The following is a 19,249-nucleotide window of genomic DNA, read 5'->3' on the forward strand; positions in this document are numbered from 1 at the left end:
CATTCATCACTCAGCTGCCACATTTTGCCTCCATTAGCCAGCCCTTATTCAAGGGCTCTGTTAGCGCGCATAGATAAGCTTTAAAACAGTGATAACCGATAGATTTTGTGAATTATCTATCATTTTGTTGGTTTTGTACAGAATACGATAATATCAATTACCATAATACGTATTACCTATTTTGATATCATATTACCAAGTAAAACCAATAACATCCGATAACCGTCGTTATCGGAGGTATTTAAATACAAGAAGTGACTATTTAAGGAATAGGAACAACGGGAGGGATCAATTCGGGCATATTCACCCTAAACTGGCGAAAAGAACCAATAAGAAGGGCTGATTGGAATTTGAGCAATTCACTAAAAGCGAGACAAATCAGAGGGCTAAACTATTTCCAATACCTAGACACCAATGATCAATACGACAATATAATATTGTTCCAGGCGTCTTGTCTTACACCCTTTGGGCCATCCTACAGATGCTTACCAACTTTGCTGGGAAAAATTTGAACAGCTCAAGCTAGGCCCTAAAAGGGATAAACCAATTAAGGCTGGTAAAAAGACCCCACCTTTCGGTGGTTATATAAGAGAACAATTTATTTTAAATTACAGAGTCTAACGCAATGCTCGACTTTTCAGCCTATTAATTTAGATAACTGTAGTGGAGCATTGCCTTGGTTCCTATTAAATAATACACATAAGCTGTGCGATAACAGCTTGCGGGTCATTCGATTAGTCAAACTCCACAGGGTTCTGCCTTTGGTCCGCTGAATATTAAACCTTTCTACTAGCTGACCAATGGTTGTCTCAACTCGTCGTCGTAACCGATTAAGCTGGCTCCTCCAGGACTTGGGTAAAGGATCAATCATGTTATCTCTAACCGGGGTTTCTAGCTGAAGCGATTTTAACTCTAACAATTCAGCTTTAAATTCAGCCCCCAAATAACCTTTATCCCCTAACAACATGCCTGACGGCATACCTTCTGTTAACTCCCATACAGCTTCCCTTTCGCCATCACTTGCTGGGGTTAATGTAAATCCTGCTATGGCTCCATGAAAGTCAATAATGAGGTGCCCTTCAAAGCCATAATAGGTTTCCCCCTTGGATGCACAATAGCCATACTCAGCCTCTTCTTTAAAGCGGCGGCAATTTCTTGCACGTTTAAAGTGGCTAACAGGCAAAGGAAAACCATCGACAACATGTATAGGATCATTAATAGTACCCAGCTCAGCTGTTACTTGCTTTTGTAATTGTTGTTTTATCGCCCATAAATTAGCAGCTTGTTTAGCAAACTGGCTTCTTGAGCCTATGCCTGGAAAATACGCTTTCCAATGCTCTTTGAAGTATTTCCAGATAGCGGTATCAGCATCAAGGCCTTGAAATTCACCAATTAACTCCATGGTAATGACTTCTGCATCCGACAGTGAGGGCTTAATTCCTCGCTGACGTAATCGCCGTTGTTTTAATAAATCAGTTAAAACATCATCGACCCAACAATAAGTAGTTATGATAAACTCTTCCAGTGACATTCCCTTTCCTTGATATCCCTGTTTTCGCAAACTTAGGATGGGGTTAGGGTTTGTCATTTCAAGTTATTAAAAGTCGAGCATCGCGTGAGTCTATTAGTAAATAACGATATACTCTTCGCAATATACTGTAGGTTGATATAGGTCAACTGCTGTTTGACTTTCTGGGTTCAGATTACATGTCTGACTACTAACACTTCCCAAACTTCCTGTAAAGCTGGCATTATGATCATGTTTTGTATTATCAGTACCTGGATGTCGCCCACTTTGCATCGCGTAATAGTAACCACTGCCACCCTTGTCATCACCTTCTTCAATGTATTTACCACTAGTATCCCTCATTGTCCAGACATGTGCATTTTCAGTTGTAGCATAATTATATTTAACTGAAATACTTCCACTTGGGGTAAATGTACCGGTTGTAACGCTTCGATCAACTTTTGGCAAATTACTTGCGGAGAGAGATACATTGTCATTTCCGCGTTTATCATTATTTTTATAATTATCAACAGTATTTGCTATTACTCTTCCTCTTGTATCAGGTGCTTTTTTACCTTTTAGTTTAGGGTGTGCCCTCTCATGATCAATTATTGAGCCATCACATGGCCAATAATAGTCAGGTTTGGGTAAGCCATATTTTGCCCCATACCAAAATACTAAATCACCCACTTCTTGTTTTGTTATTAGTCCTGAATTTTCTAATACGTTATAAGGAATTGTGCCATCAGCGAGATTTGAAGCATTTAAATTTGTAACCTGAGAACCATCTCCAACAATTTTACCTCTAACCTCAACATCTCCATTAATATCCACATGAGGCTCGGCTTTTGTTGTTTTTCCATTTACAGCTATAGCGCCATCCTCATTAATATGAAACCAGGTCGCTTTCTTATCCTCATTAACAACCTGCAGTGATCCATTTAAATACAGTTTTGAGCCTTGACTTTCTTCTGCTCCAATCGCTACATCACCATTATTTTTAATGACAAAGGGGGTTGCATCATTATCACCTACGGCATTAATCCCTGCATCATCTATACGAAAAGCATCACCACTACTGCTTTCCATGACCACATGCAGTCTGGCTTTTGGATAGGTGGTTGCTAATCCTATATGGCCATTGTCTTGCTTAATAAAAAAACGTGTTTGGGCCTGACCATCTTCTATATTTAATCCAGCAATTTGCTTCCCTTGACTGGAATCTGGGTATTGGTTGATACGCCAGTTATGTGAACCTTGCTGGTCGTAAAAATCAAAAATATTTTGTTGCTCACCACTTGCATTAATTTTTAGTGGTTGCGAAGCATCTGGTTGTTTTTCTATTTTATCATCTTGCACATTCAACAATGAGTCAAACACATCAATAAAATCTAACTCAGTTGGACGAGCACCCGTTTTGAATAGTTTCTTCAGTTCTAATCGAGTTCGCTTTGCCATGATTAATCCTTTTATACCTTCTCTAATGATTTTTATATTAAAAATACCCATACACTTGTATGGCTAATGTATGCTTCGATTCATCATTATTTGGCGCACGTCCATTACCTTGTATAGGTACGACTAGACTCACATCAAACTGATTGTTTTCTTTTAGTGGAATAATTTGTGTTCCATGAAACATCCTATTTTTATTATTTTTAGTTCCATAATGACTAATCATCACATCATAAGGGAGCTTATTATTCATTAATTCGCTATCTGAACGTTCATCTAAAGTAGCAGTTGGACGCCCTAACCCATGAACAACCCAACCTTGAGCTTTTTCTGAGAAGGTTGTAATTGAAACCATTATAGCGGTTGCTGGTTCAGTGATTTGATTGACCTTAATGTTTTTTATTACTTTATTACCTGAATTAGTCTGCAATCTAATTAGCTCTGGTTCTGCTAAAAGCTTAAGGCTATTAGATGGTATTCCAACAAACTCACCGGCTGATAATTTCCCAGTGATTTTAACATCTTGATCAACATTAATATTTTTTCCAACAAAAAGACTGCTTACATTAAAATCTTGTTGTAGATCACCTTTTTTTGCTGCCTTAGTATCTGCATAAGCTTTTATCGCCTGCTCTGTGGGAATAGTACTGTTACTATTCCCAGATAATGAAGAATCCTCCGAAATCTTATTAATAGCTGGGCCACTATTCAAACTGAATGTATTACCAACTTGTAGAACGTCGCCTACGTGTAAATATCCATCTACTTTCTCATCACCATTAACCATTAAGCCTTTTGAAGTGATTCTATTAGCTTGTAAGTTTTGATTAATATTGGCACTGCCAGCAGTTAGATTATTTTGTATATTGGCATCAGTTTTACAATAAAGTTCGTCACCTATGGTTAATTTTCCCACCATAAAGTCTTGGGTGATATCACCAGATTTATTGGCTTTGGTATTAGCGATAGTATCAACATAAGTTTTTATAGCTTTTTCTGTTGGTAAATGAGTATCACTATTAGTAGATAAGCCTCCATCTAGAGAAATCTTACTGATAACTGGCCCACTACCCAAAGTGACTGTTTCACCAATTGAAAGCCCCTTCGCCACTGATAGATTGGCCTCAATACTTTCATTACCCTTGACGACTAAATCTTCAGTAACAGTTAACCTCTGTGCTTGTAGATGGCTATCAACTGTCACATTTGTAGTCACTAGGTTACCTTTGATACTTACATCTTTTTCACAGGCCAACCGATCATTAGCTGTTAGTTCCTGCTCCACCGTCAAGGTTTTATTGACTAAAACAGACTTAGCAAAGTTTGCATCACCTTCTATAGCAATATCACCAGATGCTGACATATTGCCTGCAGCATTTAGATGGTTAGCAGCAAAGTCTTGACTGGCATCACCTGCCTTATTAGCTTTGGTGTTAGCTAGGGTATCAACATAAGTTTTAACTGCTTGCTGAGTAGGTACTCTCTCCGTAGAAGCATCTACATCTAACGATTCATCACTAAAAGCGGTTATTTTATGACCATTTACTAGGACTAAACCACCTTGGATTGTGGTATCACCAATGACTTTCAAAATTTTGCATAATAATTGATTGGCTTGAAAATCTTCTTCACCACCATTTTTTTTAGCTCGACTAGTAATCGCCACCATTAAATGGTGACTAATATATTCAATATCTTTATTAGTTAGCTGATAATTTTTTAATCGTGCTGCTAAGGCTTCCGGCACATCGTAATCAATATCGTAAGGGTTGTCAGACATAGTGAAAATTACCTTATTTATCAAAAGCGAAGGGCAAGTTTACTACTGTAAAACTTGCGGTAACGCCTTTAATTTCTAAAAATGTGTTACTGGATATTTTAGGCGAGGCCGTCAAATGAGGAACCTCATGAGCCTATAAGTAATAGGTGATTAGGAATGAAGATCTCGATGCCCTATAGGTACAACAAACCTAAAATATTATTAGCGAAGAGTATACTGTGGGTTTAACTCGATTGAGATATCACTCAACACCCCATCACACATATTTTTTAAATCTTCTTTATTCGGTAAAATCACCTTTTGATCTGTATCACCGACTACTGGTACGGCTTTAATATTCATGGTGACTTTACCTAGATAATATTCTCTATTTTGCTTCGCGGCTTTTCTCGCTTCAGCTACTTGTTCAGAAATATTATTAATAAGTGCTTCAACAGAGATTTCTGTGGGTTGCGTTTGTTTCAATCGAGCAATTTCTGCTTCTAATTGTTTGATTTTTTCTTTTAAATCATAACAATCATCATTCAACTGTTTATCTCTCAACTCATAAAGCTGTTTAATTAGAGAAGATTTTATCCATAAATCTGCTGCTATCCATAGATCAGCACCAATTAACGATAATGCAGGTCTGTTACTATTAGAATCTTTTGCCTGGTTACCCTGTCCATCATTCAGAGGCCAATAGGCTATTAAACCAACTTCTTTGCCTGTTAAACGGTAAAAACGATCATTGATGATTCCTTGTTGGTTTCTTACCGTATCCCAAAGCCGAATATCAGCAAACAGCCCATTAAAGGCTGATGGTGTTTGATCGGGTGATTGCGGGTTAACAATATTAGTGGCTTGCCCTATGGTAAGCATACCCTTTTGTGGCAACAATTTACCTCTAGCGACTGTGTTTTTAATCGCAACTAAACCATCTACATAAATCAATAGTAAACCAGTTAAAGCATCCCAACTTACTGTAAGGTGATGCCAAACACCATCATCGACTTTAACCGTTTGTGTAGATCCATCGGAATGAAATATTGATTCTCCTAAGATTGTCACTGTTAAACGATGTGCATTTCCCATTGTAACTGTAGGCTGACTCTCTTCTGCTCCACGGTACTCAAACAAAACACAACTGTCGCTACTGTTAGTTGTCTTAACCCATGTTTCAAAAGTAAAACGGGTATCAGGAAAATTTGTTATTTCGGGCAACAGCCCATAGTGCTTTGGCCGGTCAAACTGAACACAGGGCTCAGTAGCCAAATGAATTGGAAATGCTTCCGTGAGTGAGTTGATATTAAATGCTGCTATTTCTCGGGTATTATTTACTTTTTCTACAAGGTACTCATGACCTTGGTGTAAAGGTAAATAGGCTAATAAACCCGACTCATAGCCCGTCAATGGATGTACACGATTGGAGCGAATATGACTTTCGGACCTAGCTTCATTCCAAACTCTCACCTCAGCTATTTGCCCAATAAAATCTTCGCCAATCACTAACGGTTCGCTCACATTAGGGGTTTTGCCTGGTTCCCCTAGAGCACTGGTGGTTTCAATTAGTAGGCCATCAACATACAGGTTAGCCATTGACTGTTGTGTTGCTTCATCATAACTCACCTGTAGTACATAATGATGCCATTGTTGGCTATCAACAGTTAATGTCTCGCTGATAACACCATTTTCACCATAATAGCCCTGTAACTTAGCAATATTATTCTCAAGAATAATTTGTAAGCCGTATTGTATTTTTTGTTGATTAGCTTTATGTAATAGCCATAATTTATCACTTTCCTGTTCTGGAGCTAATTTTGCCCATAACTCTAAAGTAAAAAATCCTTGCTGGGTTAAGGTTAATTCAGCAGGCAGCTTTAAAAAGCTATCCGCTAAAAAATTAATAACTTTTGACATAGCGACACCTATCACTACTCATTTTCGGAGATAATATAATATATACTCATAGTGAAGGGTTCTTTAGGCGAGGCCGTCAAGAGATGAAGCCCCAAGAGCTTAGACAAAACTAAGTGACTGGGGTGACAGTTAATAGCTCCTGCATTAACTGCATTTCCACCATCCATGGTGGTCAAGAACGAAGACAACAAAGCCTAAAAATCATTCACGAAGAGTAATTATTGGTTTTTATTTACTTGATAAATTAGAGCTTGTAACTGATCACGATGTACAGTCGACAGCGATTGGGCAATAGCTGCTTTATATTGAGGTAAATAGTTGGGTTCAACTTGTTGAATATTAGCACGGTATAGGTCATCTGCAGTCAACGCTGTTAAATTACCCTGTTGGCGATAGTGACGAATCATTACCAGTGAGTTCACAGCTTGCAGCCAACGTTGTAAACTCAAGTTATCCTTAAGATCGTCTGGCTCAATACCCACAATGGTAGGATCACTTATTCCATAAACATAATCAGTACTATTCGCCGCTACAACGGTTAGATTTTCAATACCGTTTAATTGACTGACCAGTAACGAAGGCTCAATATCACTTGTATCCATGCCAATATAGGTCAATACCTGTGCTAAGTTAATTTCATCAATAGTGCTTTGCACAAGTGCCAAATCAACCTCAGTCAGTGTATTAAGTTTTGCAAGATACACTGCTTTGTTTTCGATAATTAATCGCTCAATACCAACCGCTTTTAACTGTTCTAGAGTAACTGTTTTTTCAATGACTGCATTGGTTATTGTAATCAATCCCTGAATAGCTTGATAAGTATTATTATTAAATAAACTACGCAATTGATTAAAGCCCGCTGTCAATTGACTCCATAAGGCAGACTTTTCAAAGGTAAAGCGATATTGCTCTAGACGATCAGTGTTGAGTGCTTCAACACCGGTTTCATGCAGTAATAACATGGTCAACTCCGTTAACCGACCAGCACGCCACATGGTTGCCAGGTTATTCAATGCATTGACTTGATTAACTAAGGTTTGAAGCAAGGTCAATTGTCCCTGTGGTTTCGCTAATAATGCCTGCCAATAATTTTGAATTGCTGTATCTTGATAGTCCGTCAATGTTTCTAAATAACCACTTAATTTGGCTCCATCAATAATCAGTGCATTCGTTCGGTCTACTAAGTTTTGTAAATCAGTTAAGCGAGCAGGAAAGCCAGCCTGAAAAGCGAAAATAACTTCATGATAAATTGCTAATGGCAGGTCATTTAACTTTTCTAATCTTTGCAAGCATAGTTGGGCAGGTAAGTGTAATTGTTCCTCAGATAAGGCCAATAGCAACACTTGTAAGCGCTCCCTATCACCTTCTGAACGGGCTTGCCTTAATTCAGCCAATCGATTTTCTCTACTGATTAATAAGCCAAACCGTTCAACGGTGTTATCACTCATTATCTCGTTAAATAAAACTGATGCTTGATTTAGAGCCTGTTGATAAAACGGTAAATAAGTCGATATCAACAACTCATCAGCGATACCTGCCTGCTGAAGCTGCGCTATTGTTACTTCCGATTGGGTGGTAATTAGCTCACCATTTAATGCATCTACCAAGTGTTGTAACTCAATAGGAGGGGTTAAGGGCATTTGTCCAATACCTGAAAAATATTCTGCAATCTTATCCCCAGCCAATAAAACCCGATAATTCTTCAACTTTTCAATTAATAGTTTAGATTTTGGTTGATATGCTCCAGTGCCAGCGCTCGATTCATTCAGGATATTGTTGTAAAAGGGGATAAAGTCATTAATAAGCCGCTCTAACTGAGTACTGACCAGTTGAGGCACAGATAAACTTTCTTGCCCACTGTTTTGTGAATAAAAGCTGGCTTCACGCAACATACTTAAATTAATACGATCAATTCTGTTTTGCAATTTTTGCAGAGCAGTAGGCTCATCATCAGCCCAACGACGATCTTGGCTAATACTGATGCGGTAAGTTAGTAAATTAACTTCAACAACCCGTAAAATACCACTGTTTGTTAACTGGCTTGCAGTAAGTTTGGTGGCATTTTTACCAATAAATTCAGCCTCAAATTGCTGTATAATAGTAAAATTACGCTTTAGCACTAGTGCTTGCAGCTTATTAACAAACAGCTCACCGTCATTGATATTATCCAACTCGCTACTCGTTTCGACTAAGTGCTGGTAAGCAGCTAGATTTTGCTCAGAACAATGTTTAACCCCTGCCGTGGTTAACATGGCTAAACGTAATCCGTTCGCTACCCCTAGCTGATGAAAACGAATTAACTGTCGTCTGGCATTGGTTTTATCGATTAATTGTTGAATGCCTTCAAGGGTGTCCACATTAGCCGGTGTTACCCCTGCTATAGTTTGCTGATAATATTCCAACCAATTAGCCTGTAAATTTTTGATTGATAGTCCTTGTAACATCGCTATCGTTAATTCACTGGCATTGTTGTTTGCAGCAAAATCCCGAATCATATCATGCCATTGCTTAACCTCATTTTGAGTACGTTGCTTATATTGATTAACTTCTTCACCTGATAAAGTTGTTTTCTGATAATTTGCCGTAATACGACTGGTCGCACCTGGGCTACAACCATATTGCTGGCAAATATCAGGGTTAAGGGGAGCCGCCAATAGCTGAATATCTGTCTTATCAGGGTTTGACATTCCTGTATCTGCTAGCTCTTGTATAGATAAAGCAACTGCCAGGTCTATTTCAGCTTGTTCTAACGAAAATTTATGTTGAGTATTATTTTCTGTCGGTAATTGTTTTTGATACGCTTCAGCAATACCATCAATAGCACTTTTTAACACCTGACCTAACGGCGCTTCAGTCAAGCGATTAGTATTATCTAACATAGCCATTTAGAATTCCTTTTTTAATTTCACACTATCTAAAATGTGCCTTTAAATGTAAGTAACCATCTCAAACAGCTTAGCTTTCCTTCGTTCCACTTCAGTTACTGATATAGCTGTGTTTGTAAGGCCATCTAGCCATTGTTGGTATGCTGCATTAAAAAGAGTTAATCCTGCTTGATCCAACCACAAACATTGCGCAGCTAAATGAGCAGGAGTTTCCTGTCGTATTAGTTGTTGAACAAATTGACGGAATTCACTGGTTTGAAAACGACCTTTTTCTGCAGGAAATACCCAAACTACGCGCATCGAAAAAGGATCAGCTGTATCAGGTTGATAAGAACGAATAGCATAAAGTGATTTATCAATGTTAAATTGACTGGTTTGGGCATTCATTACTGTATAAAAAGCGTACTCACCATCCATAAACTGGGTTTTCCCACCCAAATCATAGATAACAATAGCTTCACCTACGGTTAATTGATGATTTCTAGCTTGGCAAGTTATCCCACCCGAGCCATTTTTCCTTATTTTAGCTAGGTGTTTTATTTCGGCCCATTTTGCCGCTGGGGATGTTAGCCTTAAGCCGCTGTATTCACGATCAATAATAAAACCTTTGGCTGTTAAACCAATGACTTCATAATCACCGGTGATAGCTGTATTATCAAAAAGGTGTACTCTATCGCCTTTAAATAAACTGTGTTTGTCAGCTAAACAGAGGGTATACTGAAAGTTATCATTTGAATCTATTTTAGTCCCTTCAAAACCACTTACATTGCCATATCGTCCCCAGCGTCCTGTAATAAGCTCTACCCCAAAGCTATCCGAGTATTGACTATTCCCCTCTGTTTTTAACTCAATTTCAGTCACATGATAAACCCCTTGATTATCGGTGTCCTGTTGAACATCGGAAATAATATTACTCGCACGATCACTAATTGCTACCCACTCCCCTTTAGTTAAACCATGGCCAGGGGAAGCAAAAAAATGCACACCAGCTCGGGGAAAATAACTGCTCTTATTTATCAAATCATTCACATCACGCCAATGCATTCTAAAATCTACGGGGCGATCCAACTGAAAATAACTCAATAGCTCCTGCTGCTGATCTAAAGCACTTAACACATAATCGGGTAATTTATCTTTGCTTACAGGGGTAACGGTATAAAGCCCAAGCGGTGCACCCTGCTGACTTACTTTAATAACATCGCCTGGGGTCACTAACTCACCACTGGGGTTCACCGCGGTTTTAATACGATCTGACAGGCATACTGTAAAACCCTCCCCTTGCCAAAATCCTTTTATTTCAAATGGAGTATTTGGGCTAGACACCTCATTATCTCTAAATATTTCCCAGCTGGCGGCTAAATTGAGCTGATTATTTAATTGCAAGGTTTTATTATCAAACTTATCCCCGGCAAAAGCTCTAAAACCTACACTTTCGCTGGCCATGAATATTTCAATTTGATTCATTTCCCTGCTAGGCCGCTGAGGTACGAATAATATAGTTAAATTATTTATAGTATTATTGGCTGTTACTTCCTGCTTAGGATAAAACCCTTTTAATGGAAGTACCCTTCGCCACCACAGGGTCGGTTGCTGGTTATTTTCAGTTGTCTTAATTGCTGATAGTTTTGGTATATAAAAAGATTGTTTATCTTCAGGTATCGGTGTAATAGGAAAATACCCATACGACAAATAAGGTGGTTTATCCTGCGTTAATAACTCCACCCAATCATTGGGTGCTAATTCATGTTGAGCCTTTTCTATCAAGGTAATCTTAGTTTTATTATAGCCAATTTGGGTTAACTGCTGAATAGGTTGCCAGCGCACAGTGAACTCACGCTGAATATCTATATATGCCGTATTACCTGACGCCTCACTCCCAATCACTTGGTTCACGCCTAAAAATTGCCCGCCAATAAACAGCTCGATACGATCGTTAGCATTTAGCCCATGCCCTTGAACAAAACAGCGTAACGCTTGCTGATCTTGCTGTGGCCCAGCATTCTCTACTTGTTCCAGCTTGGTAATAGGTAGTTTTGCAGAATGCTGCCAATGGCCTTGACTAATGTTAACTATATTGTCATCGGCTGTTATTGGTAAACCAGTTAATAGGGGAATATCAAAATTATGCTCATCCACTACTTTAACAACGACCACTTTATTCTGCTGAATAACATCACCAGGTGTATCATTAACCAATAAGGTTAACGATACATCAATCGCATCCTGCTCACTCAGCCCATGCTGTTTGCTAAAACAACGTAGCCCCCAAACGGTATCACTCAGCTTGACTTTATTAATTGGGTTAATAATTGCACCTTCAGTAATACGACGCCATTCACCCCTTAGTGATGCAAACTTAGGCTGAAACGGACGAGCCAACGTAAAATTATCTTCATCAATCTTATTGACTCGCCAACGGCCAAACGCTTCATTAGCAATCATTAGCTGTATTAATTGATTATTTTTCAAACCGTGGGCAGGTGAAAAGCAAGCTGTAGTGCCCAGCGCCGTTTGGCTAAACTGCTCAATCACTTGACGTGACACAGGCTGCCATCGTGCCCCTAATGACAGGTCATTTATAATAAAACTATCATCATTAACTTTTTTTATAGGGTACTTGCCTTGTAACCCCATGGCATTGACTAATTCAACTGAAGCATGGTTATTAAGCTGGTGTTTTTTTGAAACACACAACAAGTCCTGACCTTGTGCTTCAATGGACTGAATGGGAAAGCCAGCGGGTCGCAGCAATATAGGCTCAACAACAGTAAGCGTCTCACCGTTTTGCTCATCTAATGCCAATAATGCACTTAATCGTTTAACAGCCCCTAGCCCATTATTGGTTGAACTATTGGGTTGTTGTAAATTAATGGCCTGACACCGCTTACTTACCAAGTGCGCGCAGGCAGTTAGATAATTTTGTTGTTTTTCCCAATAGATTTCTTCAGTCAATTGCAAAGAAGTGGCATCGGGAAATTGCTCCCCTAACCTGGCCAATAAATGGCTTAATAGCCGGCCCTTTTTGCCGTTATATTCACCCTGTTGACTTGCGATAATTTTTGCTTCAAGTTTTGCTGTATCAACCGAAAATTCACGCCCTGGTATAGTGACTAATTTTACTGGATTTGCTGTATTCGGCTCAACCGCAAGCTGATTCGCTGCATTAGCTGTTTGCTCACCATAAATAGCCAGCACTTGCTCAAATAACCATAAATAAGCTTGTAATTGACTACGTTGTGCCAATTGGGTTGGATTAGAATGATCCAGTAATGGCTCTTTGCCCAATTTAAAAATACTGGGTAAATCATGTTGAATTGAACGGTAATCCTGCCAAACCAGGCTATCCCCATAGGGAATCGGTAAATCGCTATAAACCGCTTTTTCTGGCTGGTGTTTAGCAACAACTGTTGCATAATAATCCAGCACTTTTTGTTTATCTAGTTTGAGTAAATTGCCTCGCTTATAAAAAGTTAGCTCTTGCCGGTCAATTAATTCTGCTATGGGAATTAAATGGGTAGAGCGCCCTGAAGAAAGTAGAATACTCCAGGGTTCCCAGTCTTTTTCTGATGGATAATCATGTAACGTCACCATCAATTGACGAATTGTATTGACCCCACCTTGCTCCATCATTATTTTTATTAAATCTGATGTACGTACATCCTGCCGTCTTTCGGTAAGCAACAGTTGCTCAGCAAGCATAAAACCTTTATGTAGAATAGGACCCTGATGGGTTTGATCAGGTGCAAGCTGTTGAGCCTGTAACGTCGGTAATGATTGATGGTGGGGGGATGGCAATAAATACTGTTGTATTTGCCAATAACATTCAGCCAATACCTGTTCAGGCACAGCCGTTTCTGCCAAGTCAACCGCTGCCCGCAACCTCAGCGTTTCTACCGGTAAACTAATAATCTCAACAAAGGCTTCAGCTAAATTACGATTAGCATTTAATACTGCTATCGCCTGTTTTTTTAAGGCAGCCACATCAACAGTGGTATCTTTTGGCTCTAAAATAACACGATATAAACCATGTAAATTAATGGGCTTAGCACCCCGTTGCGACACCCAACTACGGCGCTGTAAATGAGGCAACCAAAACATGATGGGCTGCGTTTGACCAATTGGCTCTAACCAAGCATTATTGACACCCTCAAGATCAAGCAACACCCGTCGTAAATCCAAACGAGAGATAGGCGATGAGGTTAAAATTTCATTAGCAGTAAAAAATTGTTTTTTGGGTTTGGTTTGTAAACTATCGAGTTTTTGGTTAACCGCCAATAAATCCTCAATAGGAAAAGACAATGTTAACCCTAACTCAGTAATAGCAAAACATAGCTGTTCTAACAGCATAATACCGGGATCACTCGTATTATGATCCGTCCAGGTATCGGGCGCTAACTTAGCAAGGGTTTTAATACCTTCATTATGTAACCATTGCAAATTACTGCTCGGCGGCAATGGTTCATCCTTAATTATTAGGGGTTCCTTCATTATTAAATACTCTATACTCTTCTCGAATAACTTTTATGCTTTGTTGTTTTCATTCCTCACCCCAATCACTTATTTCAATAAGCTCATGGGGATTCGTCATTCGACGGCCGCGCCTAAAAGCCATTCGCTTTGAGTTTCCAGTCTGTGAATTATTATATAAACAATAGAGAAGCTAAAAGTGATTTTTAAATTAAAAACAGCAGATAAAATCTTATATAAAGTTTAGTGGAGTTCCAGACTTGTAGTAAGAAGTAGTGGGGTATTCTGTAACTGTGACATGGATGTCACTTTAGCTCTTGATGGGGCATGGATGGCCCTTCAAGAGCGGTGGAAGACATACCCTACTATTTCATACATTTCGCATAAATAATTTCAAAGCTTGGGAAAATAGTAGTTAATATTCAGGTGCAATAACTTGGAAGTCTAACCCAACAATCATATGCCCAATACCCTGAAAATCTTCTGCTTGAAAAACAGCCGTCGTGATCGTATCAATAATATGATTAGGTGCTGATGAAATAACACCATCTGGCACCCGCACGCGAACAATACCATCCGGTATATAGCCATAATTTAATTCATGATCACTCGCCCCCGGGTTTTGCAAATACACATCAACCACAGCCACATAGTCTACATATTCTAATCCCTCTAAATAATAAATTAATGCCGACCGATAAATGATGCCCCCCACTGTTGGCCGTTCTGCTAATTGATAACCCCAAGGGGATAAAAATTGTTGAATGGCACGATTTAATTGGCGCCGGTAATAACCTGCACTGCTCATGTCGTAAAATCGTACGGCTAAGCGGAATAACACTTGTTCAAACGTTGGGTTAACCACTTGTAACCGCGCAAAAGGTGAGGTTAACGGTTGTAAATACTGTTGAATGCTATTTAAAGTCACTTGACTCACTTGGGGTTCTAACGGCACATCAGGGGCAAGGTGGGTCACATCCGGCAACACCATTACCCGCACTTCCCCTTGATTATTTTCATCCAATTGGTTATTCGCCCGTTGCTCATCATAACCAAGACACTTGGCGTATATAATATCGGGAAATTGCTGCAGCACCAGTTGCTCATAATCCCTCAACATCGCGGCCCGTTGCCGATGCCCTAGCCGCTCACTGACTCGGGTGGCAAAGGCTTCATCCACTTCGGGGGAGCGTCCCCCAAAAGATGGATAAGGCTGTTTTATTTCAGCAATACTCCCCAATGGCGATACTAAATTGGTAATCGAGTCAGCTCCTAAAACCGGGTTAATACTCTCGGGTTTATCTACAGCAACCAACAAAGCCCCTTGAGCATAAATAGCCTCAAGCCAGCTGGCCGCATCGGCTCGATCAGTAACACTGATTTTTAACCAATATAAACCTTCATCCATTAATGGCCCTTCTGCACTGGCTGCTAACGGCAACCGCAGCCGAATCAGCCCCGGCTGGGTTAACCCTTGGGTGGCATCCCCCAAAAACTCCTCTGCTGATAATGCTTGCCACCCTTGCAAGGTTCGACAGGCTATTCGCAAAGTGGGCGCGCCCAAACCAAACCGGCCTGTGCCATTCACCGTTTGCAACCATAAATTCAGCGTTTGCCCAGGTTTAGTGCCGCTAAGGCCCAAATATAAACTGCCTTCATCCACTAGTTTGGGTAATAAATAACTGCCTAATAGGCGAGCTTCTTGATTTAAAGTATGCACAATATCCAAACTACCAAAGGGGTATAAATGCACTAACTGATGGACATCGTTGGCATAATGATCAGCATACGGGTCAATCACGGCAGAGGCCGTATAGCCTACTGAAAACCGACTCAACTTAGGCGTATAAGGAGGGTATACCACCGTGGTAGTACCTTGCTGGCTATTCTTAGCCGCCACCATACTGGTGAGTGAAGGATAATAATGATGAAAAAAGTCAGGTCCCTGTAATTGCAACCGAAAATAGCGACGAAAATCTAACGGGTCCACTAACTCACTGGATTCCCCATCTAATAAGTGATAATAACCAGTGCGATTAAACCCTTGCAAATACGCCACCTGTTTTACACCTTGGCGATCTGCTTTAAACAAAGGCTTGGGGCTATCTATTGCTAACCAACTATTATTGCTGTATTGGCTTAACTGCACCGTAAAACTGTCTTCATCTACTTTAGTGGGCAGGCCTAATAAACCCGCTTCTGTATAAGTCTGGTAATGCTGCTCAAAGCTTGCTGGCAGCCCTGCCCAATGGAAAGTAAGCGATAAGCTATCCAGTTTTTTCTGCGACAACTCATTACAACCAAAATAACAATTGGCCCCTACCACTGGCGTAAAACCAAATGGCTCAAAAGGGCTGGCTGGGTCCATTAATGCGATATCAGTTTTTACCCGTAAATGCTGAATATCCGCCACGGTTACTTTTAAGCTGGCTTTATGCAGTCGAACCTGGCGGAAGAACTCATAAGGGATATCCACCTGTGGCCCAGCCATATTCGATGCCACCTCATTTTTTAGACGAACTTCAAGCACGGGTAACCCTTTTGCCAGCCCCGCCATTTTAAAGTCAGGGCCAGGTGCCATCACCGCCTGGGCTGACTTAGGTAACACCAAGGTGAACCGTAGCCCAGGGTAAGCCGCTTTTTTTTCTACCTCCAAAGGTACTGGCTCACCAAAAGCTAAGGGGGCTGGCAGACGATGGGTTAAGGTTTTGGTGCGGGCCGTTGCAAACCGTTGCTCGGCGATATTTGAATTACTGTTGCCTGAATTATTGCCTGCACCATTATTAGAAGGGTCGTGCTCATCATTCGGCACTAGCCGATTAATTAGCAGCACCAAGCCATCGTTAAACTGCAATAGACGGTCTTCATCAGCCGCTGTAAATGCCTCGGTTTTACTGTCATCTGGAGCAAATTCAGCGCCGGAGATTGAGTAATTCCCTGCCAATGACTGGCTCTGCTGCCAAGTTAGCCCTGGGTATTGTTGAAACCAAAATCTTTCTTCTAATAAAGGCGCATCACCTATAGTCACAACCTGCGCTTTACCATTAACCACCGATTCAATCACCAGCAATTGGCCACCATCCCAAACAATAAACTCCCCTACATCACTGTCTTCAAAACGCTGGTCGGCCCCTTGGCTAAACACCACTTCTTGTTTGGCCACATCCAATGTAGCCCGAGTTAAATCGTTACTGGCTACATCCACCAGCCGTAGTGAAGCGGGTGGTTGGGCATTGTTATCAATCCGCAGCCGCCCGCTATACCACTGGTTATCTAGCCGCCCCTGAAAACTTAATTTCACGGCCTGCTGGCGTTGGGTTACCCCTTTTGCTGCAGTGGATTGGGTTGAGGCTACATCCGCTGTGGCCATCACTTGCCAAATACCCCAATAGTGCTGGTGGCCAGTGTCCAATATCAATACATCGTATTTTTTAACTCTGGCACCTAGCAAAGTAACTAGCAGCCATAGGCGATCACTGCCATAGCGTTTGATCAGTTCATCCCCTAGTTGGTCTACCTCAACCCGGGCATTAGCATTACCCCCCCTAGCGACTAACCCTTGCCACTCATCTGACCCACTTAAGCGAATATCAAAAGGCAACTGATTGCGCTGGTTTAGCTGCTGTAAATCCTCTAATGGGAAGCCCTTACTTTTACAGGCTAAGGTCAGCTCGATGGTTCGCACCCCAGACTCTAACTGCAGCAAAGGTGAGCTAATAGCAACCCCAGGGGCATAAAAAGCGCTGGGATCAGTAATCGCAGTCAGGCTAGGGTGATCTTGACTCAACCCAACACTGGCAAATGCCGATAATTGCCCGCCGCCTTCTGGGGTTTCAATGCGTTGTGGGTGCAAACAGCGGGTATCCGTAAACCCGGCCGGTGTATAGGCTTGTTGGCTACTGGTTTGTGCCGCTTGCTCTAACTTGGCATACACCGACTGCCATTGATCTGGGGTAGCAGTACCAAAGTCATCCGCCTGTTTCACTACCATAATGGCAATAAAATCATCCACGCCCATGCCCAGGGCTTGTTCCACATAACGGCTGGCCAACAGATACTGATCGTGAGTTGCCGGTAATTGCAGTAAATCTAAATACAACGAATCGAAACTATCGCGATTACCAGGCAATGCAGGCAGTGGATCACCTGGGTTAGGCTGACCTAAAGCCCGACGAAACATGGCCATTAGCCCGCCCGATTCCCGCTCCCGATGGTAGCCCACCATGGTTTGTTGCTGTTGTTTGTTTAGCCAAACCTGCTCTAGCAGCGCACAACCAGCAGCCCACTCTTCCTCACTGGGTAAATCCTGCTGGGCCCGTTGCCGGCGGAGTAATTCCATGCAGGCAAAAAAATCAGCTACCTGGCTAAAATACAACTGATCGTGAATATAATGGGTTGCTTCACTGGAAATAGGCTTACCATCACGGGTAGGGGCATACTGCTCATGTAATTCCAGTAAAAAATCCACCGACACACTTTCATCCCAAAACTTCCCTGTCGGGTATGGGGGGAACTCATCCCCTTGGTAATACTGCCCTAAAACCCAGTGTAATACTTTAACAAATCCCTGCTGATAATGGCGGCGCATTTCATTTAACGTAAAATACTTGTCGTATCGCCGCAGGGTGCGCACGGCCATTAATTTGCCTTGGTTAACATTGGTATTATCGATTAATTGATAATGCAGCGGCGAACCATCGGTTTTTTGCCCGGCCAAAAATAAAGTGCCTTTCGTTAAGGCCTGTTCTTGATAACCGTCATTTAACCCCAATGCCACATGCACTTTATCAGCCACCCCTGGTTGCTTGCTCAACTGCAACACCTGTCGATAATAAAAATCAAAATGCCGTTGAGTAATGGCGGCTAAATCTTGTTTTGGCTGTTTTAATAAATGTAAAAACGTTAATAATAAAACTAACGCAGGGTTTTGAAAACTTGCCATCGCTTCCTGTGTATTATGATCAACATCAGCGCCACTTAAGAATGCTTCAGGGTCATTAAAATAATTTAATAACTTTTCGGCAGGCAGGCTAAATAATTTTTCCCAATGACCTGTTTGGTTATTTTGTTGATTTATAAATGGCAATTGGCTGGCAAATGCATTTAAAAAACCCAACCAATCCTTCATAGACCGCTCTTCAATAGCGACCGTCGTTGGGTTTAACGCTGTTTTTATACGATCAGTTTGGCGCAAGCCACTGCGTTCAATGGCTACCTTAAAAGGGGATTGATTGGGCATAGGGAGGCCTACGAGTT

7 protein-coding genes are annotated in these 19,249 nt (G+C 41.0%); all 7 read right to left on the minus strand.

What is annotated here, in order from left to right:
* Window positions 1-637: 637 nt before the first annotated feature.
* The 7 genes from OQE68_RS25760 to OQE68_RS25790 all read right to left on the minus strand — a co-directional run bounded on the left by OQE68_RS25760 (window position 638) and on the right by OQE68_RS25790 (window position 19,232).
* Complete coding sequence (locus OQE68_RS25760; protein ID WP_266195400.1) at window positions 638-1,531, minus strand: IS982 family transposase; 894 nt, start codon at window positions 1,529-1,531, stop codon at window positions 638-640.
* Window positions 1,532-1,624: 93 nt separating this feature from the next.
* Window positions 1,625-2,965: a hypothetical protein gene (locus OQE68_RS25765; RefSeq protein WP_180571167.1), complete on the minus strand. Its 1,341-nt coding sequence runs from the start codon at window positions 2,963-2,965 to the stop codon at window positions 1,625-1,627.
* Between the two features lie 37 nt (window positions 2,966-3,002).
* A complete protein-coding gene (locus OQE68_RS25770) occupies window positions 3,003-4,742 on the minus strand; it encodes a hypothetical protein (RefSeq protein WP_180571168.1) in 1,740 nt (579 codons plus the stop codon).
* A 201-nt stretch (window positions 4,743-4,943) separates the two neighbouring features.
* Window positions 4,944-6,641, minus strand: a complete 1,698-nt coding sequence (locus tag OQE68_RS25775) for a LamG domain-containing protein (RefSeq protein WP_180571169.1) — start codon at window positions 6,639-6,641, stop codon at window positions 4,944-4,946.
* A 218-nt stretch (window positions 6,642-6,859) separates the two neighbouring features.
* Window positions 6,860-9,526, minus strand: a complete 2,667-nt coding sequence (locus OQE68_RS25780) for a hypothetical protein (protein WP_180571170.1) — start codon at window positions 9,524-9,526, stop codon at window positions 6,860-6,862.
* Between the two features lie 42 nt (window positions 9,527-9,568).
* Window positions 9,569-14,014, minus strand: coding sequence for a baseplate wedge protein (locus OQE68_RS25785; RefSeq protein WP_180571171.1), 4,446 nt, complete (start codon window positions 14,012-14,014; stop codon window positions 9,569-9,571).
* A 394-nt stretch (window positions 14,015-14,408) separates the two neighbouring features.
* On the minus strand, window positions 14,409-19,232 hold the full coding sequence (locus OQE68_RS25790; protein WP_180571172.1) for a baseplate J/gp47 family protein: 4,824 nt from the start codon (window positions 19,230-19,232) through the stop codon (window positions 14,409-14,411).
* Between the last annotated feature and the right edge of the window lie 17 nt (window positions 19,233-19,249).

Source organism: Spartinivicinus marinus (genome assembly GCF_026309355.1).
GTDB classification, from domain to species: Bacteria; Pseudomonadota; Gammaproteobacteria; order Pseudomonadales; family Zooshikellaceae; genus Spartinivicinus; species Spartinivicinus marinus.

Excerpts from the sequence above, each read along its gene's own strand:
- OQE68_RS25760 (WP_266195400.1), bottom strand. The coding sequence starts at position 1,531 with ATGTCACTGGAAGAGTTTATCATAACTACTTATTGTTGGGTCGATGAT.
- OQE68_RS25765 (WP_180571167.1), bottom strand. The coding sequence starts at position 2,965 with ATGGCAAAGCGAACTCGATTAGAACTGAAGAAACTATTCAAAACGGGT.
- OQE68_RS25770 (WP_180571168.1), bottom strand. The coding sequence starts at position 4,742 with ATGTCTGACAACCCTTACGATATTGATTACGATGTGCCGGAAGCCTTA.
- OQE68_RS25775 (WP_180571169.1), bottom strand. The coding sequence starts at position 6,641 with ATGTCAAAAGTTATTAATTTTTTAGCGGATAGCTTTTTAAAGCTGCCT.
- OQE68_RS25780 (WP_180571170.1), bottom strand. The coding sequence starts at position 9,526 with ATGGCTATGTTAGATAATACTAATCGCTTGACTGAAGCGCCGTTAGGT.
- OQE68_RS25785 (WP_180571171.1), bottom strand. The coding sequence starts at position 14,014 with ATGAAGGAACCCCTAATAATTAAGGATGAACCATTGCCGCCGAGCAGT.
- OQE68_RS25790 (WP_180571172.1), bottom strand. The coding sequence starts at position 19,232 with ATGCCCAATCAATCCCCTTTTAAGGTAGCCATTGAACGCAGTGGCTTG.